A 23,413-nucleotide genomic window follows, 5' to 3' on the forward strand; every position below is an offset into this window, starting at 1 on the left:
TGGTCGGAACGATGGCCAGGTACCGGTGAAAGCAACCGGCTGCGGATGCCCTCCCCCGCCGTGGGCGGGGATTCCCGGGGCACCCGCAGCCGGAATGCGATCTACAGGTACTGACCGGTATTCGCCACCGTGTCGATGGACCGACCGGTGTCGGCGCCCTGCTTTCCGGTGACGAGCGTGCGGATGAAGACGATCCGCTCGCCCTTCTTTCCGGAGATACGGGCCCAGTCGTCCGGGTTGGTGGTGTTCGGCAGGTCCTCGTTTTCCTTGAACTCGTCCACGCAAGCCTGGAGGAGGTGGGAAACCCTGAGGCCCTTCTGGTTGTGGTCGAGGAAGGCCTTGATGGCCATCTTCTTCGCCCGGTCGACGATGTTCTGGATCATCGCGCCGGAGTTGAAGTCCTTGAAGTACAGGACTTCCTTGTCACCGTTGGCGTACGTGACCTCGAGGAACCGGTTCTCCTCCGATTCCGCGTACATCTGCTCCACGACCGACTGGATCATCGCCTGGGCCGCGGCTTCCTTGGACCCATTGTGCTCGGCGAGGTCGTCCGCGTGCAGCGGCAGCGAAGGTGTCAGGTACTTGGCGAAGATGTCCTTGGCGGCCTCCGCGTCCGGGCGCTCGATCTTGATCTTCACATCGAGCCGGCCCGGCCTGAGGATGGCGGGGTCGATCATGTCCTCGCGGTTGGAGGCGCCGATGACGATGACGTTCTCCAGGCCCTCCACACCGTCGATCTCGGCGAGCAGCTGCGGGACGATGGTGTTCTCCACGTCCGAGCTGACACCGGACCCGCGGGTGCGGAAGAGGGACTCCATCTCGTCGAAGAAGACGATCACCGGAGTGCCCTCGCTCGCCTTCTCACGAGCGCGCTGGAAGACCAGGCGGATGTGCCGCTCGGTCTCGCCGACGTACTTGTTGAGGAGCTCGGGGCCCTTGATGTTGAGGAAGTAGCTCTTCCCCGCGGGCTGCCCGGTCACCTCGGCGACCTTCTTGGCAAGGGAGTTGGCGACGGCCTTCGCGATGAGCGTCTTGCCGCAGCCGGGCGGGCCGTAGAGAAGGATGCCCTTCGGCGGCCGCAGTTCGTGCTCCTGGAAGAGGTCGGGGTAGAGGTACGGGAGCTCGACCGCGTCGCGGATCAGCTCGATCTGGTTCCCCAGGCCGCCGATCTTCGTGTAGTCGACGTCCGGGACCTCTTCGAGGACCAGCTCCTCGACCTCGCTCTTGGGGATCACCTCGTAGACGTAGCCGGACCTGGGCTCCAGCAGCAGGGCGTCGCCGGGGCGGATGGTGATGTCCAGCAGCGGCTCGGCGAGCCTCACCACCCGTTCCTCGTCCGTGTGCCCGATCACCAGGGCCCGCTCGCCGTCCTCGAGGATCTCCTTGAGGGTGACGATGTCCCCGGCGCGCTCGAACTCCATGGCCTCGACCACGTTGAGCGCTTCGTTGAGCATTACTTCCTGGCCGCGCCGGAGCTCGTCGAGCTCGACGCTGGGGCTGACGTTCACCCGGAGCTTGCGGCCCCCGGTGAAGATGTCGCAGGTGTCGTCCTCGTTCGCCTTCAGGAAGACACCGAAGCCGGCCGGCGGCTGCGCGAGCCGGTCGACCTCCTCCTTGAGGGCCACGATCTGGTCGCGGGCCTCACGGAGCGTATTGGCGAGTCGCTCGTTCTGCGCGGACACGCCGGCCAGGTTGGTCTGCAGCTCGACGATCCGCTCTTCGAGAATCCTCGTATGACGCGGAGAGTCGGCGAGCTTACGTCGCAGGACGGCGATTTCCTGCTCGAGATAGGCAACCTGGCCGGCAGGGTCTTCAGACCCCCGCCCCGGCCGGATGCCGCGGTTGATGTCGTCGTCGTGGGCTGCCACGGTCCTCACCTCCTCCAAGGGGAGCTGGACGCTTTCTGACCCTACCTGGGTGGGTGAAGATTGAAACCCCTAGATCACAAAGACTCTCGGGGTGTGTCCGATCTTCACCCTTGCGCTCTCCCTCGCATCAGGGGGATACCCACCCATCAACATCTGAAAGCGGGCGGTTGTATCGTCGGTGTGGTCAACACCCGTCAGGGTTGGCCCGACTTACCACACCAGAGGCAGGAACATGACCGTGCAGCACGAGGCTCCGACCACGGGCGCCGGCGAGGCCCTGGAGGTCTGGATCGACCAGGACCTCTGCACCGGCGACGGGATCTGCGCGCAGTACGCCCCCGAGGTCTTCGAGCTGGACATCGACGGCCTCGCGTATGTGAAGAGCTCCGACGACGAACTGCTGCAGGACCGGGGCGCCACCACGCCGGTACCGCTGCCCCTGCTCCAGGACGTCGTCGACTCCGCCAAGGAGTGCCCCGGCGACTGCATTCACGTACGGCGCGTTTCGGACAGGGTCGAGGTCTACGGCCCTGACGCGGAGTGACCGGTCAGGCACCCATGGCTTCGGCCGCGGCGGACCGGACGAACTTGTCGCCCTCCCACCGCCACTTGACCGTCTCCTTCTGATCGGGACAGCAGCTCGGTACGTCCGGCGAGGAGTAACCGAAGAGGGTCGCGGTGACCGCGCCGTCACGCACGGCGAGCCCGCCGACGCTGCGCCGCTCCCCCGGGTCCACCAGCGTGGCCACCACGCGGGGCGCTCCCCCGGCCGGACCGCCGGCGCCGCGCGCCAGGACGTAGACGCCGCTCGGCGGCGTACCGGAACCCGCTCGGCAGTGTGCCGCCACCACCGTCTCCGGGCTGCCGTCCCCGTCGAGGTCGCCCGTCGCCCGCCTCGCCACGACGCCGGGGGCGCCGCGGCATTCGAGCGGGTAGGTCACGGCGGCGGGGTCGGGAGCCGGGGCCGGCGCGGGGGCCGCCGCTGTCCGGACACCGCCCGCCTGGGTGGCGGTGGCGGAACCGGGCTGGAGCAGCGCGGCCGCGGCGACGACAGCGGCCATCGCCACGGCGGTGGCGAGCCAGTGCACCGGTCGGGCGTGGGTGTGCGCGAGGTCCGGGACGGCGGGGGTCTGCACGCGGAGTGTCTCCCATGAGCTGTGCGGTGGGGATGGCCAGCATCGTGCCATACGTCACACCGCGGCGGAACCGGGGGCCGGTGGGCGAACGTGAGGACGCCGCCGCCGAGTTCTCCGCCGGTGGCGGGAACTCGACGGCGGCGTCGTCGCGTTGCGGGGGCGTCGGCCCCCTGTCGCATTCCGCGTCAGCCCTTGTTGGGGCCTTCGTAGTCCTCGCCGTACGCGCCCTTGGCTGGGCGGCGGCGGCGCATGGGGGGCTCCACGCCGTCCGCGAGGCGGCGGGCGGTGACCAGGAAGCCGGTGTGGCCGATCATCCGGTGGTCGGGGCGGACCGCCAGGCCCTCCACGTGCCAGTTGCGGATCATCGACTCCCACGGCTGCGGCTCGGCGTAGCAGCCGATCTCGCGGATGGACTCGACGGTGCGGGCGAGCTGGGTGGTGGTCGCGACGTAGCAGCAGAGGATGCCGCCGGGGACGAGCGCCTTGGAGACGGCCTCCAGGCACTCCCACGGGGCCAGCATGTCCAGGATGACCCGGTCGACGTCGGTGTCGGAGAGGTTGTCCTGGAGGTCGCCGACGGTGAGCTGCCAGGCGGGGTGCGGGCCGCCGAAGTAGCGCTCGACATTGCCCTTGGCGATCTCGGCGAAGTCCTCGCGGCGCTCGTAGGAGTGCAGCATGCCGCTGTCCCCGATGGCGCGCAGCAGGAAGCTGCTGAGCGAGCCGGAGCCCACACCCGCCTCGACGACGCGCGCGCCGGGGAAGATGTCGGCGAAGGCCAGGATCTGCCCCGCGTCCTTGGGGTAGACCACGGCGGCGCCGCGGGGCATGGACAGGACGTAGTCGGGGAGCAGGGGGCGCAGCGCGAGGTAGGCGACGTTTCCCGTGGTACGGACAACACTGCCCTCGGGAGCACCGATCAGCTCGTCGTGCGGGAAGGAACCCTTGTGGGTGTGGAAATTCTTCCCGGCCTCGAGCGTGAACGTGTAGTGGCGTCCCTTGGGGTCGGTGAGCTGGACCTGGTCCCCGACTTCGAAGGGCCCGCGACGGCGGGCGGCACCGGTCGGTTCGGACATGTGACCAGTGTATGGGCTTCAGGAACCCGGCCGTGCCATGGCCTGGACGAAGGCCCGCTCGACGTCCGCGGTGGACAGCACGCCGTAGATCTCGCCGGACTCCTCGACGACCAGGTACTCGGTGGCCGGATGGGCGCGCAGCCGCTCCAGGAGCGCCTCGCCGGCGAGGTCCGCGGGGACCCTCATGCCCTCGGTGAGCTCCTGGGCGAGGCCGCCGACCGCGACCCAGGGGCGGCGGTGCTGGGGGACGCCGACGATGGCGGTCTCCCGGACCAGGGCCGTGGGCTCGCCCTGGCCGTCGACGACGACGAGGGCGCGGGCTCCGGCCTCGTTGGCCCGGCGCAGCGCCTCCGAGAGGGGGGTGCCGGACTCGACCGGGACGGCGCGCCGGGTGAGGGTGCGGACCCGCAGTTCGGGCAGGTGCTCGCGCAGCCGCGCCATGCGGAGGCTGTTGCCGGCGCCGGTCCAGATGATGGCGGCCAGGATGGCGGCGAGGAGCGCGTCCATGACCGTCTCCAGGCCGCTGATGTCCCGTGTGTCGTTGCCCAGGGCGCCGGTGTGGGTGAGCAGCGGCAGGCCGATGAGCACGGTGACGGCGAGGGCGCGGCCGACCCAGGCGGCGGCGACGGTGCCGCTCATGGGCTTGCCGGTGATCTTCCACACGACCGCGCGGAGCATGCGTCCGCCGTCGAGCGGCAGGCCGGGCAGCAGGTTGAAGGCGGCGACGATCAGGTTGGAGATCATCAGGCCGGCGAGCAGGACGCCGGGGACGGTGCCGGGCTCGGCGGCGTACATCGCGGCGTAGAAGGCGCCGGCCAGGACCAGGGAGAGCAGCGGGCCGACGAAGGCGAGGACGAACTCGCGGCCGGGGGTCTCGCACTCCTTCTCGATTTCGGAGACGCCGCCGAAGAACTGGAGCTGGATGCGGCGCACCGGCAGCTTGAAGCGGAGCGCGGCGAGGGTGTGGGCCAGTTCGTGGACGAGCACCGAGGCGTAGAAGGCGACCGCGAAGAAGAGGGAGACCAGGTAGCGGGCGTTGCCCAGCTCGGGCAGGACCCGCTCGATCTGGCCGCCGAAGACCCAGGTGATGAGGGCCGCGACCAGGAACCAGCTGGGCGCGACGTACACGGGTACGCCGAAGACGCGGCCCATCAGGATGCCGCCGCCTTCCTGTGGCCGCCGCGGCTTCCCGCTGTCGGGAGCGGTGGCTCCGGCCGGCTCGGACCGCGGGCGGGGCTGCTCGCCGCTCTCGTCGTCCTTGTTCACAGGTTCCCTTCGGTGTGAAGCGTCACACGACGATCATGCAGTGTGGAGGGTCTGGCGTCGATGGTATGCCGCTCGGTGTCAGTGGCGGGCCGTAGGGTTTGGAACCATGACCACGAGCCCGTCCAGCTCCCCGAGCCCCTCCGCCTCCGCGAGCCCGCCCGCCGGTCCCGGTGGCGGTGGCGCCCCGGGCCCGCGGCCGCCCGCGTCGCTCTCGCCGTCGCGGGCGAGCGACTTCATGCAGTGCCCGCTGCTGTACCGGTTCCGGGTGATCGACAGGCTGCCGGAGAAGCCGAGCGCGGCGGCGACGCGCGGCACGCTGGTGCACGCCGTGCTGGAGCGGCTCTTCGACGACCCGGCGGTGGAGCGGACGGTTCCGCGGGCCAGGGCGATGGTGCCGGGGCAGTGGACGCGGCTGCTGGAGTCGCGCCCCGAGCTCGGCGAGCTGTTCGAGGGGGACGCGGACGGCGAGCTGCTGGCGCGCTGGCTGGCCGAGGCGGAGCAGCTGGTCGAGCGGTGGTTCACGCTGGAGGACCCGACGCGGCTGGAGCCGGCGGAGCGGGAGCTGTTCGTGGAGACCGAGCTGGAGTCGGGGCTGCGGCTGCGCGGGGTGATCGACCGGGTCGACGTGGCGCCGACGGGCGAGGTGCGGATCGTCGACTACAAGACGGGCAAGGCGCCGCGCCCGGAGTACAGCGAGGGCGCGCTGTTCCAGATGACGTTCTACGCCCTGGTGGTCTGGCGGCTGAGGGGCGTGGTGCCGCGCCGGCTCCAGCTGGTGTACCTGGGCAGCGGGGACGTGCTGACGTACGACCCGGTGGAGGCGGACCTGCTGCGGGTGGAGCGCAAGCTGCAGGCGCTGTGGGACGCGATCGCGCACGCCACGGAGACGGGTGACTGGCGGCCGAGGCCGACAAAACTGTGCGGGTGGTGCGACCACCGGTCGGTGTGCCCGGAGTTCGGCGGCACTCCCCCGGTGTACCCGCTGCCCATCGTCCCGGCGCCGCGGACGGACGAGCCCCGGGTGCGGGACCGGGGCGGTGCTGAGGGCGGAGCGGACGGTTCCGTACCGACACGGGGCGCGGCCCCGGGACCGGCGGAGCCGGGGCCGGGCGGCCAGGGCAGAATGGGCCCGGTCAGCTGAGCCTTGGAGGAGTACCTGTGGCTATCCGCGTCCTACTGGTCGACGACCAGCCGCTGCTGCGCACCGGTTTCCGGATGATCCTGGAGGCGGAGCAGGACATCGCGGTCGTCGGCGAGGCCGGTGACGGCCTTCAGGCCATCGACCAGGTGCGGGCGCTCCAGCCCGACGTGGTGCTGATGGACATCCGGATGCCGCGTATGGACGGTGTGGAGGCGACGCGCCGGATCACCGGGCCGGGGCGGGACGGACCGGCGAAGGTGCTGGTGCTGACGACGTTCGACCTGGACGAGTACGTGGTGGAGGCGCTGCGCGCCGGGGCCAGCGGTTTCCTGCTGAAGGACGCGCCGGCCGACGAGCTGGTGCAGGCCATCCGGGTGGTGGCGGCGGGCGAGGCGATGCTCGCGCCGAGCATCACGCGCCGGCTGCTCGACAAGTACGCGGACCACCTGCCGTCCGGCGAGGAGCCGGTGCCGGACGCGCTGAACACGCTGACGGACCGTGAGGTCGAGGTGCTGAAGCTGGTGGCGCGCGGACTGTCGAACGCGGAGATCGCCGCCGACCTGTTCGTCAGCGAGACGACGGTCAAGACGCACGTGGGGCACGTGCTGACGAAGCTGGGGCTGCGCGACCGGGTGCAGGCCGCGGTGTACGCGTACGAGAGCGGTCTGGTGCGTCCCGGCGCGCAGTGAGCCGTCGCCGCCCGGCGTGGCACGGCGAACGCGGAAGCGGGGTGTCCGACACCTGTCGGGCACCCCGCTCGCGCGTCGTTGGCTCGGATCAGCCCTTCTTGATCTCCCAGAAGCGGAAGACGGTGGAGGCGTCCAGCGTCCACTCCAGGCCCGTGATGCCGTCGCGGGCGACCGCGTACTGCTTGCCCTGCCACAGCGGCAGGATCGGCAGGTCCTTGGCGACGAGGTCCTGGAGCTGGCCGAAGTCCTCCTCGGCCGCGGTCCGGTCGGCGGTCGCGGCGGTGCGCGGGACCAGCGTGCCGGTGATCTTGCTGTTCTCGTAGTTGTTCTGCAGGACGTTGCCCTCACCGAAGAACGGCTGCGTGAAGTTGTCGGGGTCCGGGTAGTCGGGGACCCAGCCCTTCACGTACACGCCGTACTTGCCGGCCTTGATGTCCTTCTCGTACTGGTCGAACTCGACGGACTTGACCGTGGCGTCGAACAGCTTGCTGGCGTTGAGCTGCTTGGCGATCGCCTTGAGCGTGTCGTCCGTGGAGGGACCGTAACGGCTCGGCGTGGACCAGAGGGTGAGCTTGACCTTGCCGTCGACGTCGGCGGAGCGCAGCGCCTGCTCGGCCTTGTCGCGCTGCGGCTGGTCGCCGTACTCGTTGACGAAGGCCGTGTTGTGGCCGACGATCCCGGCGGGGATGATCGAGTACAGCGGGGTGGCGGTCGACCGGTAGACGTCGTTGACCAGCGCGTCGCGGTTGACGAGGTACGCGATGGCCTTGCGCACACCGAGCTTGCCGACGACCGGGTCGTCGACGTTGAAGACCAGGTGCTGCACCTCGGCGCTGGAGCCCTCGATGACCTCCATCTCGCGTTCCGAGGTCGTACCGGAGGCCTGCATCTCGGCGATGTCGGCCGCGCCGAGGCCACGGTAGGCGACGTCGACGTCGCCCTTCTGCAGGGCCGCGCCGAGCGCCTTGCGGTCGCCGTGGAAGAACTTCAGCGTGACGCCGCCGTTCTTCACCTTGACCGTGCCCCGGTATTCGGGGTTGGGCGAGAAGACGGCCTGGTCACCCTCGAAGGAGTCGAGCTTGTAGGGGCCGGAGCCGACGGCCTTGCTGTCGGTGCGCAGCTCCCCGTCCTTGTACTCCCGGTGGTCGACGATGGAGCCGGCACCCGAGGCGATCTTGCTCGGGAAGGTGGCGTCGGGGACCTTCAGGGTGAAGACGACGGTCTTGTCGTCCGGCGTGTCGATCTTCTCGATGGTGCTCAGCAGCGGCGCGGGACCGGCCGGGTCGTTGATCTTCAGCGCCCGCTCGAAGGAGAACTTGACGTCCTCGGAGGTGAGCGGGTTGCCGTTGCTGAACTTCAGCCCGTCGCGCAGCGTGCAGCGGTAGATCTTGCTGCCGCCCTGGTCGAAGCCGCACCTGTCGGCCGCCTCCGGCTGGGGAACCGAGGCGCCCTTGGGGAAGCTGAGCAGGGACTGGAAGACGTTGTTGAACAGCAGCCACGAGCCCGGGTCGTAACCGCCGGCGGGGTCCGTCGCCAGGACCTCGTCGGACATGCCGACGATCACCGAGCCGCCGGAGCCACCGGCGTCGCCACCCTTCTCCTCACCGCAGCCGCTCAGCAGGGCGGCCGCGAGTCCGGCCGCCAGCGGGGCCGTCAGCCACTTGTTGTGTGCCTTCACAGGAACCTTGCCTCTGGATCTCATCGCCGGCCGAGCCCGTGTGCCCGGTCGGGTACAGCAGGGTCAGGCGATACCTCGGGCGAGCTCCCAGAGCTGCAGATCCGAGGAGGTGTTCAGCGACCACTCCACACCGGTCAGGTCGTCGCGCGCGGCGACGTACTGCTTGCCCTGCCACAGCGGCAGCACGGGGACGTCGTCGGCGACGATGTCCTGGATCTGCGCGAAGGCGGAGGAGGCGGCGTTGCGGTCGGCCGCGCGGCGCGACTCCGGGAGGAGCCGGGTGCGGGTGGCGCTGTTGACGTAGGGGGTGTTGAGGAAGTTGTCCGCGTCGAGGAACGGCGCGATGTAGTTGTCCGGGTCCGGGAAGTCGGGGAACCAGCCGAGGCCGTACACGGCGTACTCGCCGCGCTTCTGGGCGGGGCGGAACTCGGACCACTTGGTGCCTTCGACGGTGACGTCGAACAGCTTGGTGGCGTTCAGCTGGTCGCGCAGCGCCTTGAACTCCTGGGCGGTGCCGGCCCCGTAGTGGTCGCTGGTGTAGTTCAGCGTCAGCTTCACCGGAGTGGTGATGCCGGCCTTGCCGAGGATGCCGGCGGCCTTCTTGCCGCTCGGCTCGCCGTACTTGTTGAAGAACGAGTTGGTGTGCGCGGTGATGCTGGAGGGGATCAGCGAGTACAGCGGGGTCGCGGTCGACCCGTACACCTTGCCGGCCAGCTGGTTGCGGTCGACGACGGCGGCCATGGCCTGGCGGACCGCCTTGTCCTTGACGGAGGGGGCCTCGGTGTTGAAGCCCAGGTAGCGGATCTCCAGCCCGGGAACCTCGGTGATCTTGATGCCGGGCTTGGGGCTCTCGTTGAGCTCCTTGACCTGCTCGGGCGACATGGTCCGGGTCATCATGGATATGTCGCCGGATTCGAGGGCCCTGCCCATCGCGTCGGCGTCGGCGAAGGAGCGCAGTTCGACCCGGTCGTTGCGCAGCTTGATGTCGCCCTTGTAGCGGGTGTTCCGGGAGAAGACGACCTTGGTGACCCGGTCGCCGCTGACCTCGGCCTTCATGGTGTACGGGCCGGAACCGTCGACCTGGAAGCCCTCGCGGAGCTTCTTGGCCTCGTACTTCTCGCTGCTCAGGATGCCGGCGACGGGCGTGGAGAGCTTGTACGGGAAGGTGGCGTCGGGGCTCTTCAGGTGGAAGACCACCTGGTCGTCGCCCTTGGTCTCGATCGTGTCGATGTTCGACAGGAGGCCGGCCGCGCCGTTGTCCGAGTTGATGGCGAGCACCCGCTCGATGGAGAACTTCACGTCCTTGGGGGTCACGGGCGTGCCGTCGGCGAAGGTCAGACCTTCCCGCAGGGTGCAGCGGTAGCTCTCGCTGGCCCGGTCGGTGAAGCCGCACTCGGAGGCCGCCTCGGGCGCCGGCGCGCCACCGCCGCGCGGTACGTGCATCAGGGTCTGGACGGTCTGCCGCAGTACGTTCCAGACGCCGGTGTCGTACGCGAACGCCGGGTCGAAGGGGGCGGAGGCGTCCTGGGTGGCGGCGAACTGGTCCGTGGTACCGACGACGATGGCGTCGCCGCCGGAGCTGCCACCCGACCCGCCGCAGGCGACGAGCACGGGGGCGAGCAGGCCGAGCACGGCCGGCAGCGCCAAGGTCTTGCGGTTCATGGTGGACGTTCTCCTCATCCGGCACTGGGTGCAGCGACGTACGGACACTCCGCCGCTTCCGCCCGGTCGGGGCGGGGCGATCGGGCCGGGATACAGAGCGATCGATCCTGTGTTCCCGCGGGCTCGGTCGGCCGGACGGGACACGCGGAAACCGCGGCGAAGTTCTCGGCGAAAGATTAGTCGGCGCGACCAGGCGCGCGGGAACGGGGCCGAGTTGAGGCCGCATCAGACAGTGATCAGTAATGCACGCGGGTCGATCGCTATGCGCCGGAAGGATTCGTACACCGCTCCATGAATCAGGACACATGGACGGGAGCGAAGCGGTCCTTCCGGGCATGCGTGCTTTTCCAGCCATGCGCCTCGCGCCACGCTGAGTGAGCAAGGTCACTCGCCCGGCCCCTGGCGGCGGTCACCGGGAACGCATGATCCGGCGCCCTGGGTTCACCGTGTCGTCACCGGCGCACCGCAGGGGCGCGGTCAGTTCATTCCGGTGATCAGTGTCCGCAGGAAGCGCAGGTCGACTTCTTCCAGCGATCCCACCACCACGCGCCCGGCGGCGGGCGCGATGGGGGCGACGGACGGTACGGCGACCACCCGGCAGCCGGCCGCCTCGGCGGCGGCGACCCCGGTGGCGGTGTCCTCGATGACGGCGCATCTCCCCGGTTCCGCGCCCACGCCCCGGGCGGCCAGGAGGTACGGGTCGGGGTGCGGCTTCGTACGGGCCACCTCGTCGCCCGCCACGGTGAGCGTGAAGCGGTCGCGGCCCAGCGAGTGCAGGACCCGGTCGATGATCCGCCGGTGCGAGGCGGAGACCAGGGCGGTGGGGACGTCGTGCGCGGCGAGCTCGGCGAGGAGCCGTTCGGCGCCCGGCATCAGCGGGACGCCGCGCGCGATGCGCTGCTCGAACCGGTCGTTGAGCAGCACGGTGAGCTCGGCCAGCGTGATGTCGGCGCCGGTGGCCTCGATGAGGTAGCCGGCGCTGCGGGTCATCGGCCCGCCGACGACCACGTCCCGCCAGGACTCGTCCAGGGTGTGCCCCAGCTCGTCGAAGACCTCGACCTCCGCGTCCCACCAGAACCCCTCGGTGTCGACGAGCGTCCCGTCCATGTCGAGGAAGACCGCCTGAAGGGCGGAGCCCTCGGCCGTGCGGGTCAAGGACGCGGGGACCGTACTGGTCATCGGCACACCTCCACGGAGGGACGAGAAGGCCGACCGCTCTCCCCGATGGGAAGTCCCGGCGGGGACCCCCGCGGGGGCCCCGTCCGGGTCCCGCCGGAGTCCGCCGGGATCGACGGGGAGAGCGACCGGCCTGCACTGGACCGACCAGTGTACGTCGCGGCGCCGGTCAGCGCGCGTTGAAGTACTTCGCCTCCGGGTGGTGGATGACGATGGCGTCGGTGGACTGCTCGGGGTGGAGCTGGAACTCCTCGGAGAGGTGGACGCCGATCCGCTCCGGCCGGAGCAGGTCCGCGATCTTCGCCCGGTCCTCCAGGTCGGGGCAGGCGCCGTAGCCGAGCGAGAACCGCGCGCCGCGGTACTTCAGCGCGAACATGTCCTCCACGTCGGCGGGGTCCTCCGCGGCGAAGCCCAGCTCGGCGCGTACGCGCGCGTGCCAGTACTCGGCGAGCGCCTCGGCCAGCTGGACGGACAGGCCGTGCAGCTCCAGGTAGTCGCGGTAGGAGTCGGAGGCGAACAGCTCGGCGGTGGCCTCGCCGATCCGGTTGCCGACGGTAACCACCTGGAGGCCGACGACATCGGTCTCACCGGACTCCTCGGGGCGGAAGAAGTCCGCCAGGCACAGGCGGCGGCCGCGGCGCTGGCGCGGGAAGGTGAAGCGGGTGCGCTCGTTGCCGCTCTCGTCGAGGAGGATCAGGTCGTCGCCCTTGGACACGCACGGGAAGTAGCCGTAGACGACCGCGGCCTCCAGCATGTTCCCGGTGTGGAGCTGGTCCAGCCAGCCGCGCAGCCGCGGCCTGCCCTCGGTCTCGACGAGCTCCTCGTACGTGGGGCCGTCGCCGGCGCGGGTCTGCTTCAGGCCCCACTGGCCCTTGAACAGGGCGCCCTCGTCCAGCCAGGAGGCGTACTCCTTGAGCTGGATGCCCTTGACGACCCGGGTGCCCCAGAACGGCGGGGTGGGTACGGGGTTGTCGGTGGCGACGTCGGAGCGGACGCCGTCCTCGGGGGCCGGCTCGTCCACCACGGCGCCGGCGGCCGGGCGCACCCGCCGCTGCTTGAGCTCGGGGAGCGTCGCGCCGGGGACGCCGCGCTTGACGGCGATGAGGGCGTCCATCAGGCGCAGTCCCTCGAACGCGTCGCGGGCGTAGCGGACTTCGCCCTGGTAGATCTCGTGCAGGTCCTGCTCGACGTAGGCACGGGTGAGGGCGGCGCCGCCGAGGATGACGGGGTACTGGGTCGCGAGGCCCCGCTGGTTGAGCTCCTCCAGGTTCTCCTTCATGATCACGGTCGACTTGACCAGGAGACCCGACATGCCGATCACGTCGGCCCGGTGCTCGTCCGCGGCCTCGAGGATGGCCGAGACCGGCTGCTTGATGCCGAGGTTGACGACGTTGTAGCCGTTGTTGGACAGGATGATGTCGACGAGGTTCTTGCCGATGTCGTGGACGTCGCCGCGGACGGTGGCCAGGACGATGGTGCCCTTGCCGTCGTCGTCCGTCTTCTCCATGTGCGGCTCCAGGTAGGCCACCGCGGTCTTCATCACCTCGGCGGACTGGAGCACGAACGGCAGCTGCATCTGGCCCGACCCGAACAGCTCGCCGACGACCTTCATCCCGTCCAGCAGGGTGTCGTTGACGATGTCGAGGGCGGGGCGGGTGGTGAGGGCCTCGTCGAGGTCGGCCTCCAGGCCGTTCTTCTCCCCGTCGATGATCCGGCGCTTGAGCCGCTCCTCCAGCGGCAGCGCGGCCAGCTCCTCGGCCCGGCCGGCCTTCAGCGACTTGGTGTTCACGCCCTCGAACAGCTGCATGAGCTTCTGGAGCGGGTCGTAGCCCTCGGCGCGCCGGTCGTAGATCAGGTCGAGGGCCGTGGTGACCTGCTCCTCGTCGAACCGGGCGATCGGCAGGATCTTGCTGGCGTGCACGATGGCCGAGTCGAGGCCCGCCTTGACGCACTCGTCGAGGAAGACGGAGTTGAGCAGGACCCGGGCGGCCGGATTGAGGCCGAAGGAGATGTTGGACAGGCCCAGGGTGGTCTGCACGTCCGGGTGGCGTCGCTTCAGCTCGCGGATCGCCTCGATGGTGGCGATGCCGTCCTTGCGGGACTCCTCCTGACCGGTACAGATGGTGAAGGTCAGGGTGTCGATGAGGATGTCCTCCTCACGGATGCCCCAGTTGCCGGTCAGGTCGTCGATCAGCCGCTCGGCGATGGCGACCTTGGTCTCCGGCGTGCGGGCCTGGCCCTCCTCGTCGATGGTCAGCGCGATGAGGGCCGCGCCGTGCTCCCTGGCCAGCGCGGTGACCTTGGCGAAGCGGGACTCCGGTCCGTCGCCGTCCTCGTAGTTCACCGAGTTGATCACGGCCCGGCCGCCGAGCTTCTCCAGTCCGGCGCGGATGACCTCGACCTCGGTGGAGTCCAGCACGATCGGCAGGGTGGAGGCGGTGGCGAACCGGCCGGCCAGCTCCTCCATGTCGGCGACGCCGTCGCGGCCGACGTAGTCCACGCAGAGGTCCAGCATGTGGGCGCCCTCGCGGATCTGGTCGCGGGCCATCTCCACGCAGTCGTCCCAGCGGCCCTCCAGCATCGCCTCGCGGAACTTCTTGGAGCCGTTGGCGTTGGTCCGCTCGCCGATCGCCATGTAGGCGGTGTCCTGGCGGAACGGCACGGTCTGGTACAGCGAGGCGGCGCCCGGCTCGGGGCGGGGCCGGCGCTCGGCGGGGGTGAGGTCGCGGACGCGTTCGACGACCTGGCGCAGGTGCTCCGGCGTCGTACCGCAGCAGCCGCCGACCAGGGAGAGTCCGTACTCCCGTACGAAGGTCTCCTGCGCGTCCGCCAGCTCGGGCGCGGTCAGCGGGTAGTGCGCGCCGTCCTTGCCCAGGACCGGCAGGCCGGCGTTGGGCATGCAGGACAGCGGGACGCGGGAGTGGCGGGCGAGGTAGCGCAGGTGCTCGCTCATCTCGGCGGGGCCGGTGGCGCAGTTCAGCCCGATCATGTCGATGCCGAGCGGTTCCAGCGCGGTCAGCGCGGCGCCGATCTCGGAGCCGAGCAGCATGGTGCCGGTGGTCTCGACGGTGACGGAGCAGATGAGGGGCAGGTCGAGCCCGGCGACCTCCAGGGCCCGGCGGGCGCCGAGGATGGCGGCCTTGGTCTGGAGGAGGTCCTGGGTGGTCTCCACGAGCAGCGCGTCGGCGCCGCCGGCGATCAGGCCCTCCGCGTTCTGCTGGTAGGCCGCGCGCAGGGTCCCGTACGCGACGTGGCCGAGGGTGGGCAGCTTGGTGCCGGGGCCCATGGAGCCGAGCACCCAGCGCTGCCGCCCGTCGCCCGCGGTGAACCGGTCGGCGGTCTCGCGGGCGATCCGGGCCCCGGCCTCGGACAGCTCCCCGATGCGGTCGGAGATGTCGTACTCGCCGAGGGCGGAGAAGTTCGCGTTGAACGTGTTGGTCCCGACGCAGTCGACGCCGGCCGAGAAGTACTCCTCGTGGACCGTGCGGACGATGTCGGGCCGGGAGACGTTGAGGATCTCGTTGCAGCCCTCGAGGCCCTCGAAGTCCTCCATGGTGGGGTCCTGCGCCTGGAGCATCGTGCCCATGGCTCCGTCGGACACGACCACGCGGGAGGCCAGCGCCTCGCGGAGGGCGGCGGCTCGGGTCCTGCTGTCTGCGGAAGGGGTCGGCGACGAGGCCATGGATGAGCTCCCAGGGATGCGACGGCTGTCGGCTTTGCGCCTTCGGGGGAGGGCGCACCGGGCCAGAGTAACCGTGTACCCGCCGGGGCGGGCATCTCGTTCCAGGTGGTGGGACGGCATGCTGGGGCGGCGTCGTCCGCACGTGCGGGTTCCCGGGGGGTCTCCTCGATGTGGCTCAAGGTCGGCAACGACCGATAGTGTTCAGCATTGTCGAACTGCGGGAGAAGGGCCGGGCGATGCCGAAGAACATCCAGTCGCTGGAACGGGCGGCGGCGATGCTGCGACTGCTCGCCGGCGGCGAGCGCCGACTCGGACTGTCGGACATCGCCTCGTCGCTGGACCTCGCCAAGGGTACGGCGCACGGCATCCTGCGCACCCTCCAGGCGGAGGGCTTCGTGGAGCAGGACCCCGCCTCCGGCCGCTACCAGCTGGGCGCCGAGCTGCTCCGCCTCGGCAACAGCTACCTGGACGTGCACGAGCTGCGCGCCCGCGCCCTGGTGTGGACGGACGACCTGGCCCGCTCCAGCGGCGAGAGCGTCCACCTGGGGGTGCTGCACCAGCACGGCGTCCTGGTCGTCCACCACGTCTTCCGGCCCGACGACAGCCGGCAGGTCCTCGAGGTCGGGGCCATGCAGCCGCTGCACTCCACGGCCCTCGGCAAGGTGTTGTCCGCCTACGACCCGGTGGCGCACACCGAGGCCCTGGAGGTCGAGCGGAAGGTGTTCACCCCGCGTACCGTCACGGACCTGGAGGACTTCGAGGCCGTGCTCGACCTGACGCGGGCGCGCGGCTGGGCGGCGGACGTGGAGGAGACCTGGGAGGGCGTCGCGTCGGTGGCCGCGCCCATCCACGACCGGCGCCGCATGCCCGTGGGGGCGGTCGCCATCACCGGAGCCGTGGAGCGGGTCTGCGACGGGGGCGAGCTGCGCCAGGAGCTGGTCGCGGCGGTGCGGGACTGCGCCCGCGCGGTCTCCCGGGATCTGGGCGCCGGGCGGTTCTGACGCCCCGGGCGCCTCGTCGGTAACGAACGAGTTTCGGCCAACAGAACTCTTGACGTCACGTTTACCAGGGGGCAAAACTGCCGTTCATCGGTCGGCATTGTCGAACACCTACCGGCAATACGCGTTAGAGTGTGACAACGCCAGGAGGCCGGTTAACGCTCTCACCTGAGGGCGCGGACCACCGGAGGGACCCGGGGTTCGCCTTCCCCTGGACGAAGGACAAAGGAGTCGCGGGTGTCCAGCTCCGACATCTTCATCGGCGAGATCATTGGTACCGCCGTACTCATCCTGCTCGGCGGTGGTGTGGTCGCCGCCGTCGTACTCAAGCGCTCCAAGGCGCAGAACGCCGGCTGGCTGGCCATCACCTTCGGGTGGGGCTTCGCGGTGCTGACCGCCGTCTACATGACGGGCTCGCTGTCCGGCGCCCACCTGAACCCCGCCGTCACGGTCGGTATCGCGATCAAGGACGGGGACTGGAAGAACGTCCCGGTCTACTTCGCGGGCCAGCTCCTCGGCGCCATGATCGGCGCGGCGCTGGTGTGGATCGCCTACTACGGGCAGTTCCACGCGCACCTCACCGACCCCGAGATCGTGGGCGACCCCGCCGACAAGGCGATCGAGGGCCCGCACGACGAGGCGGCGGCCAAGGCCGGCCCCGTGCTCGGCGTCTTCTCCACCGGCCCCGAGATCCGCAACGTCTGGCAGAACCTCGCCACCGAGATCATCGGCACCACCGTGCTCGTCCTCGCGGTCCTCACCCAGGGCCTCAACGACAGCGGCAAGGGCCTCGGCACCCTCGGCGCCCTGATCACCGCACTCGTCGTCGTCGGCATCGGCCTCTCCCTCGGCGGCCCGACCGGTTACGCCATCAACCCGGCCCGTGACCTCGGACCGCGCATCGTGCACGCCCTGCTCCCGCTGCCGAACAAGGGCGGCTCCGACTGGGGCTACGCCTGGATCCCGGTCGTCGGCCCGCTGATGGGCGGAGCCCTCGCCGCGGGTATCTACACCATCGCGTTCGCCTGAGCCGTCCTTCTCACTCACCTACGGGAGCAACCGTGACCGACGCACACACCGCCGGCCCGTTCATCGCGGCCATCGACCAGGGCACCACCTCCAGCCGCTGCATCGTCTTCGACCGCGACGGACGCATCGTCTCCGTCGACCAGAAGGAGCACGAGCAGATCTTCCCCAAGCCCGGCTGGGTGGAACACGACGCCACCGAGATCTGGACCAACGTCCAGGAGGTCGTCGCCGGCGCCGTCGAGAAGGCCGGCATCACCGCCGCCGACGTCAAGGCCATCGGCATCACCAACCAGCGCGAGACCACCCTGCTGTGGGACAAGCACACCGGTGAGCCCGTCCACAACGCCATCGTCTGGCAGGACACCCGCACCGACGCCCTGTGCCGGGAGCTCGGCCGCAACGTCGGCCAGGACCGCTTCCGCCGCGAGACGGGCCTGCCGCTCGCCTCCTACTTCGCCGGACCGAAGATCCGCTGGATGCTCGACAACGTCGAGGGCCTGCGCGAGCGGGCGGAAGCCGGCGACATCCTCTTCGGCACCATGGACTCCTGGGTCATCTGGAACCTCACGGGCGGTGTGGAGGGCGGTCGCCACGTCACCGACGTCACCAACGCCTCCCGCACCATGCTGATGAACCTCCACACCATGGAGTGGGACGACAAGATCGCCCAGTCCATGGAGGTGCCGACGACGGTCCTGCCCGAGATCCGCTCCTCCGCCGAGGTGTACGGCCACGTCAAGGGCGGCGTGCTGGACGGCGTCCCGGTCGCGTCCGCGCTCGGCGACCAGCAGGCGGCCCTGTTCGGCCAGACCTGCTTCTCCGAGGGCGAGGCCAAGTCGACGTACGGCACGGGCACCTTCCTGCTGCTGAACACCGGCGAGAAGATCATCAACTCCTACTCGGGTCTGATCACCACCGTCGGCTACAAGATCGGCGACCAGGCCCCGGTGTACGCCCTGGAAGGCTCCATCGCCGTCACCGGCTCGCTGGTGCAGTGGATGCGCGACCAGATGGGCCTGATCAACTCCGCCGCCGAGATCGAGACGCTCGCGTCCTCGGTCGACGACAACGGCGGCGCGTACTTCGTCCCGGCCTTCTCCGGCCTGTTCGCCCCGTACTGGCGCTCCGACGCCCGCGGGGTGATCGCCGGCCTGACCCGGTACGTCACCAAGGCGCACATCGCGCGCGCCGTCCTCGAGGCCACTGCCTGGCAGACCCGCGAGATCACCGACGCCATGACGAAGGACTCCGGCGTCGAACTGGCCGCGCTCAAGGTCGACGGCGGCATGACCTCCAACAACCTGCTGATGCAGACCCTCTCCGACTTCGTGGACGCCCCCGTGGTGCGCCCCATGGTCGCCGAGACCACCTGCCTCGGCGCCGCATACGCCGCCGGCCTGGCCGTCGGCTTCTGGCCCGACACCGACGCGCTGCGCGCCAACTGGCGCAGGGCCGCCGAGTGGACCCCCCGCATGGACGCCGACAAGCGCGACAGCGAGTACAAGAACTGGCTCAAGGCCGTTGAACGCTCCATGGGCTGGGTCGAAGAAGAGAACTGACGAGGAGACATCGACATGACCACCCTGCAGAGCGTCCCCGCCCTCGGGACGCACCCGGCTGCCGGTTCCCTGCCGAGCCGTGCCGAGACGCGGGAGCAGCTCTCCAAGGCCACCTACGACCTCCTGGTGATCGGCGGCGGCATCCTGGGCATCTCCACGGCCTGGCACGCCGCGCAGTCCGGGCTGCGGGTGGCCCTGGTGGACGCCGGCGACTTCGCCGGCGCCACCTCCTCCGCCTCCTCCAAGCTGCTCCACGGCGGTCTGCGCTACCTGCAGACCGGCGCGGTGAAGCTGGTCGCGGAGAACCACTTCGAGCGCCGCGCCGTCTCCCGCCAGGTCGCCCCGCACCTGGCCAACCCGCTCACCTTCTACCTGCCGGTCTACAAGGGCGGGCCGCACGGCGCCGCCAAGCTCGGCGCGGGCGTCTTCGCGTACTCGGCGCTCTCCGCCTTCGGCGACGGCGTCGGCCACCTCCTGAGCCCCGCCAAGGCCGCCCAGGACGTGCCGGAGCTGCGCACCGACAACCTCAAGGCCGTCGCCGTGTACGGCGACGACCAGATGAACGACGCCCGGATGGCCCTGATGACGGTCCGCGCCGCCGTCGACGCGGGCGCCACCGTCCTCAACCACGCCGAGGTCACCGGACTGCGCTTCACCCAGGGCCGGGTGACCGGCGCCGACCTGAAGGACCGCACCAGCGGCGACGAGTTCGGCGTGGACGCCCGCCTGGTCCTCAACGCCACCGGACCGTGGGTCGACCACCTGCGCCGGATGGAGGACCCGAACGCGGCCCCCTCCATCCGCCTGTCCAAGGGCGCGCACCTCGTCCTGAAGCGCACCTCCCCCTGGAAGGCAGCGCTCGCCACCCCGATCGACAAGTACCGCATCACCTTCGCCCTCCCCTGGGAGGACATGCTGCTGCTCGGCACGACCGACGAGGAGTACGAGGGCGACCCCGGCGAGGTCGCGGTCGACGAGAAGGACATCACCCAGATCCTGGACGAGGCCGCGTTCTCCATCCGCGACCAGCAGCTGTCCCGGGACCTGATCACCTACTCGTTCGCCGGTCTGCGGGTGCTGCCGGGCGGGCCCGGCGACACCTCCAAGGCCAAGCGCGAGACGGTCGTCACCGAGGGCCGCGGCGGCATGCTGTCGGTGGCCGGCGGCAAGTGGACGACGTTCCGTCACATCGGCCGTACGGTGATGAACAAGCTGGCGTCCCTGCCCGGCCACCCGCTGGGCGAGGACATGGAGCCCGTCTCCCGACTGCCCAAGAAGCTGCCGCTGCCCGGCATAGCCAACCCCAACGCGGTGGCCCACCGGCTGCTCGTCGACGGCGGCACGCCCGGCCCGCGCATGTCCGCCGACACCGCGCGCCACCTGGCCACGCACTACGGCTCGCTCTCCTTCGACATCGCGCGCCTGGCCAACGACAACCCCGAGCTGGCCGAGCGCATCCACCCGGACGCGCCGGAGATCTGGGCCCAGGTCGCCTACGCCCGCGACCACGAGTGGGCGGAGACCGCGGACGACGTGCTCCGCCGCCGCACGACCCTGACGATCCGCGGCCTGGCGACGGACGAGATCCGCACCAGGGTCGAGGACATGCTCGGCAAGAAGGCCTGACCGCACGATTCAGGCCACGACCGCACGGATCACGAGGGCGGCCCCCGCAGGGGGGCCGCCCTCGCCGTACGCCTTGACGAACCCGGGCGCCGCGCGCGGATGAGGCCGGGCGGGACCGGGCTGCGGGACCGGTCGGGGGCCCGGCGGGCGGCCGGGTGGTGGTGCGGGCGGCGGCACGCGGCGGGGCGGGCCGGCGGCGGCGCGCGCACCGATCGGCTGACTTCCCGCCGTGTTTCCCCCGGTCGTCGTGGGTAGTGGCTCCCGGTCGGAACAGCACTCGGCCCTGTACAGGGGCTGCGGGCGGGCCCCCGGAAAGCCGTAAGGTTGGTCCGTACGCACGGAACTTCGGAAGGAGGCCTGGGTGATCGAGCTCGAGGGGGTTCCCGAGCTGATCGACCCGGTCATGGTGGCCGCGTTCGAGGGCTGGAACGACGCCGGCGACGCCGCCTCCACCGCGGTCGCGCACCTGGAACGGGAGTGGAAGGGCGAGGTGTTCGCGGCGCTCGACGCCGAGGACTACTACGACTTCCAGGTCAACCGGCCCACGGTGTACCTGGACGGCGGGGTACGGAAGATCACCTGGCCCACCACCCGCCTCTCGGTGGTCCGGGTCGGTGGTGACAAGCCGCGCGACCTCGTCCTGGTCCGCGGCATCGAGCCGTCGATGCGCTGGCGCTCGTTCTGCAACGAACTGCTCGGATTCGCCCATGAGCTGGGCGTGGAGATGGTGGTGATCCTGGGCGCGCTGCTCGGCGACACCCCGCACACCCGGCCGGTGCCGGTCAGCGGGGTCACGTCCGACCCGGACCTGGCGCGCACCATGGACCTGGAGGAGACCCGGTACGAAGGCCCGACGGGCATCGTCGGCATCCTCCAGGAGGCGTGCACGCACGCGGGCGTACCGGCGGTGAGCCTCTGGGCGGCGGTGCCGCACTACGTGTCGCAGCCGCCGAACCCGAAGGCGACGCTGGCGCTGCTCAACCGGCTGGAGGACCTGATCGACCTGCGCATCCCGCTGGGCGAGCTGGCCGAGGACGCGCGGGCCTGGCAGGTCGGCGTGGACCAGCTGGCGTCGGAGGACAGCGAGGTGGCGGAGTACGTCCAGACGCTGGAGGAGGCACGGGACACGGCGGAGCTGCCGGAGGCGTCAGGCGAGGCCATCGCCCGCGAGTTCGAGCGGTACCTGCGGCGGCGGGACGGCGGGCCGGGCCACGCGACGGAGACCGGGGACAGCTCGTACCTGCGTGACACGTCGAGCGGGCGGACCCGCCCGCCGAAGCCGACGAAGGCGGACGACGCGGGTGCGGGCCCGGACGGCGGCTCCCCGGAGCTGGCGGACCTCCCGGAGCGCGCGGAGGCCCCGGAGACGCCGGGCACCCCGGAAGCCCCCCGGACCCCGGACACACCGGACTCCCCCGGTTCGCCGGACGCGCCGGACGCGCCGGATTCGCCGGACGCGCAGGAGGACTGACGGGACGCACGACGAAGGGGCGGCACCTCGGCCGAGGTGCCGCCCCTTCGTCGTCAGCGGTGCCCCGCGCCCCTACAGCGCCACGCCCAGCAGGGCGTCGGCGATGCGGGAGACCAGGCCGGGCGCGGCCTCGTCCGTGCCGCCCTCCGCCTGCTGGCGGGCGGCCCAGCGGTCGACGGCCGCGAGGGCGGCCGGGGCGTCCAGGTCGTCGGCCAGCGCCTCGCGCACCTCCTCGACCAGCGCGTCGGCGGACGGCCCGTCGGGCCGGGAGACCGCCGCACGCCAGCGGTCCAGCCGCTCCACGGCCTCCTGGAGCACCTCCTCCGTCCACTCCCAGTCGGCACGGTAGTGGTGGGCCAGCAGGGCGAGCCGGATCGCGGCCGGGTCGACGCCCTGACGGCGCAGCGCGGAGACGAAGACGAGGTTGCCCTTGGACTTGGACATCTTCTCGCCGTGCAGGGCGACCATCCCGGCGTGCACGTACGCCTTGGCGAACGGGTGCTCGCCGGTCAGCGCCTGGGCGTGGGAGGCGCCCATCTCGTGGTGCGGGAAGACCAGGTCGGAGCCACCGCCCTGGACGTCGAAGCCCATGCCGAGGTGGTCCAGGGCGATGGCCACGCACTCGATGTGCCAGCCCGGCCGGCCGCGCCCGAGGCTGCCGCCGTCCCAGCTGGGCTCACCCTCGCGGGCGGCCATCCACAGCATCGGGTCGAGCGGGTTCTTCTTGCCCGGGCGGTCGGGGTCGCCGCCGCGCTCGGCGGACAGGGCGCGCATGAGTTCGGTGTCGTAGTGCGAGACCTCGCCGAAGTGCGGGTCGGCCTCCACGGAGAAGTACACGTCGCCGTCGAGTTCGTACGCGGCGCCCGCGTCCCGGAGCCGCTCCACCAGCGGCACGATGCCGGGTATGGCCTCGACGGCGCCGATGTAGTGCTGCGGCGGGAGCATCCGCAGGGCGGTCATGTCCTCCCGGAAGAGGGCCGTCTCCTTCTCGGCGAGGGCGACCCAGTCGATGTCGTCGCGGACCGCCCGCTCCAGGAGCGGATCGTCCACGTCGGTGACGTTCTGCACGTAGTGGACCTGCCGCTTGGTGTCGAGCCACACGCGCTGAACGAGGTCGAACGCGTTGTAGGTCGCCGCGTGACCGATGTGGGTCGCGTCGTACGGCGTGATGCCGCACACGTAGATACGGGCGACGGGGCCGGGGTCGAGGGTCACTCGTCCGCCGGTCGCGGTGTCGTGGATCCGGAGGTCGCGGCCCTTGCCGGGCAGGGCGGGGACCTCAGAAGCGGGCCAGGCATGCATGTCACGAGCGTAACCGGACGCCGGTTCCGGATACGAACCGGATGAGGAAATCATGAC

Annotated in this window: 17 protein-coding genes; 8 read left to right on the plus strand and 9 right to left on the minus strand. The window is 70.7% G+C overall.

Features of this window, described 5'->3' with window-relative positions:
- Positions 1–101: 101 nt before the first annotated feature.
- Positions 102–1,868: a proteasome ATPase gene (gene arc, locus IE109_RS24655; RefSeq protein ID WP_189553418.1), complete on the minus strand. Its 1,767-nt coding sequence runs from the start codon at positions 1,866–1,868 to the stop codon at positions 102–104.
- A 232-nt stretch (positions 1,869–2,100) separates the two neighbouring features.
- Here arc and IE109_RS24660 point away from each other — a divergent pair, with 232 nt between their 5' ends.
- A complete protein-coding gene (locus IE109_RS24660) occupies positions 2,101–2,412 on the plus strand; it encodes a ferredoxin (protein WP_189553420.1) in 312 nt (103 codons plus the stop codon).
- A gap of 4 nt (positions 2,413–2,416) precedes the next feature.
- Here IE109_RS24660 and IE109_RS24665 read toward each other — a convergent pair whose 3' ends face one another.
- The 3 genes from IE109_RS24665 to IE109_RS24675 form a co-directional block, all read right to left on the minus strand.
- A complete protein-coding gene (locus IE109_RS24665) occupies positions 2,417–3,004 on the minus strand; it encodes a hypothetical protein (RefSeq protein WP_189553422.1) in 588 nt (195 codons plus the stop codon).
- Between the two features lie 185 nt (positions 3,005–3,189).
- Complete coding sequence (locus IE109_RS24670; protein WP_189553424.1) at positions 3,190–4,077, minus strand: tRNA (adenine-N1)-methyltransferase; 888 nt, start codon at positions 4,075–4,077, stop codon at positions 3,190–3,192.
- A gap of 18 nt (positions 4,078–4,095) precedes the next feature.
- Positions 4,096–5,343: a site-2 protease family protein gene (locus IE109_RS24675; RefSeq protein ID WP_189553426.1), complete on the minus strand. Its 1,248-nt coding sequence runs from the start codon at positions 5,341–5,343 to the stop codon at positions 4,096–4,098.
- A gap of 235 nt (positions 5,344–5,578) precedes the next feature.
- Here IE109_RS24675 and IE109_RS24680 point away from each other — a divergent pair, with 235 nt between their 5' ends.
- Entirely contained in the window at positions 5,579–6,484 is a 906-nt protein-coding gene (locus IE109_RS24680; RefSeq protein WP_229891528.1) for a RecB family exonuclease, read from the plus strand.
- Positions 6,485–6,501: 17 nt separating this feature from the next.
- Positions 6,502–7,173, plus strand: a complete 672-nt coding sequence (locus IE109_RS24685) for a response regulator (protein WP_189553430.1) — start codon at positions 6,502–6,504, stop codon at positions 7,171–7,173.
- Positions 7,174–7,261: 88 nt separating this feature from the next.
- Here IE109_RS24685 and IE109_RS24690 read toward each other — a convergent pair whose 3' ends face one another.
- The 4 genes from IE109_RS24690 to metH form a co-directional block, all read right to left on the minus strand.
- Positions 7,262–8,851, minus strand: coding sequence for an ABC transporter substrate-binding protein (locus IE109_RS24690; protein ID WP_189553432.1), 1,590 nt, complete (start codon positions 8,849–8,851; stop codon positions 7,262–7,264).
- Positions 8,852–8,914: 63 nt separating this feature from the next.
- Positions 8,915–10,513 (minus strand): ABC transporter substrate-binding protein, encoded by a 1,599-nt coding sequence (locus tag IE109_RS24695; RefSeq protein ID WP_189553434.1) that lies wholly within the window; start codon positions 10,511–10,513, stop codon positions 8,915–8,917.
- Between the two features lie 477 nt (positions 10,514–10,990).
- Positions 10,991–11,692 carry an HAD family hydrolase gene (locus tag IE109_RS24700; RefSeq protein ID WP_189553436.1) on the minus strand — a complete coding sequence of 234 codons (702 nt, stop codon included), beginning with the start codon at positions 11,690–11,692 and terminating at the stop codon, positions 10,991–10,993.
- 166 nt (positions 11,693–11,858) lie between these two features.
- A complete protein-coding gene (metH, locus tag IE109_RS24705) occupies positions 11,859–15,371 on the minus strand; it encodes a methionine synthase (protein WP_189553438.1) in 3,513 nt (1,170 codons plus the stop codon).
- A 236-nt stretch (positions 15,372–15,607) separates the two neighbouring features.
- Between metH and IE109_RS24710 the strand changes: the two genes are divergently transcribed.
- The 5 genes from IE109_RS24710 to IE109_RS24730 all read left to right on the plus strand — a co-directional run bounded on the left by IE109_RS24710 (position 15,608) and on the right by IE109_RS24730 (position 22,054).
- Positions 15,608–16,372 (plus strand): IclR family transcriptional regulator, encoded by a 765-nt coding sequence (locus tag IE109_RS24710; protein WP_189553668.1) that lies wholly within the window; start codon positions 15,608–15,610, stop codon positions 16,370–16,372.
- Positions 16,373–16,606: 234 nt separating this feature from the next.
- Positions 16,607–17,398, plus strand: coding sequence for an MIP/aquaporin family protein (locus IE109_RS24715; RefSeq protein WP_189553440.1), 792 nt, complete (start codon positions 16,607–16,609; stop codon positions 17,396–17,398).
- A gap of 32 nt (positions 17,399–17,430) precedes the next feature.
- Positions 17,431–18,957 (plus strand): glycerol kinase GlpK, encoded by a 1,527-nt coding sequence (gene glpK, locus IE109_RS24720; protein ID WP_189553442.1) that lies wholly within the window; start codon positions 17,431–17,433, stop codon positions 18,955–18,957.
- Positions 18,958–18,972: 15 nt separating this feature from the next.
- Positions 18,973–20,583: a glycerol-3-phosphate dehydrogenase/oxidase gene (locus tag IE109_RS24725; protein WP_189553444.1), complete on the plus strand. Its 1,611-nt coding sequence runs from the start codon at positions 18,973–18,975 to the stop codon at positions 20,581–20,583.
- Positions 20,584–20,944: 361 nt separating this feature from the next.
- Positions 20,945–22,054, plus strand: a complete 1,110-nt coding sequence (locus IE109_RS24730; RefSeq protein WP_189553446.1) for a PAC2 family protein — start codon at positions 20,945–20,947, stop codon at positions 22,052–22,054.
- Between the two features lie 72 nt (positions 22,055–22,126).
- Here IE109_RS24730 and mshC read toward each other — a convergent pair whose 3' ends face one another.
- The gene (gene mshC, locus IE109_RS24735) at positions 22,127–23,356 is read right to left on the minus strand and encodes a cysteine--1-D-myo-inosityl 2-amino-2-deoxy-alpha-D-glucopyranoside ligase (protein ID WP_189553448.1); all 1,230 of its coding nucleotides are present in this window, start codon (positions 23,354–23,356) and stop codon (positions 22,127–22,129) included.
- Between the last annotated feature and the right edge of the window lie 57 nt (positions 23,357–23,413).

The organism is Streptomyces lavendofoliae (genome assembly GCF_014649735.1).
Taxonomy (GTDB): domain Bacteria; phylum Actinomycetota; class Actinomycetes; order Streptomycetales; family Streptomycetaceae; genus Streptomyces; species Streptomyces lavendofoliae.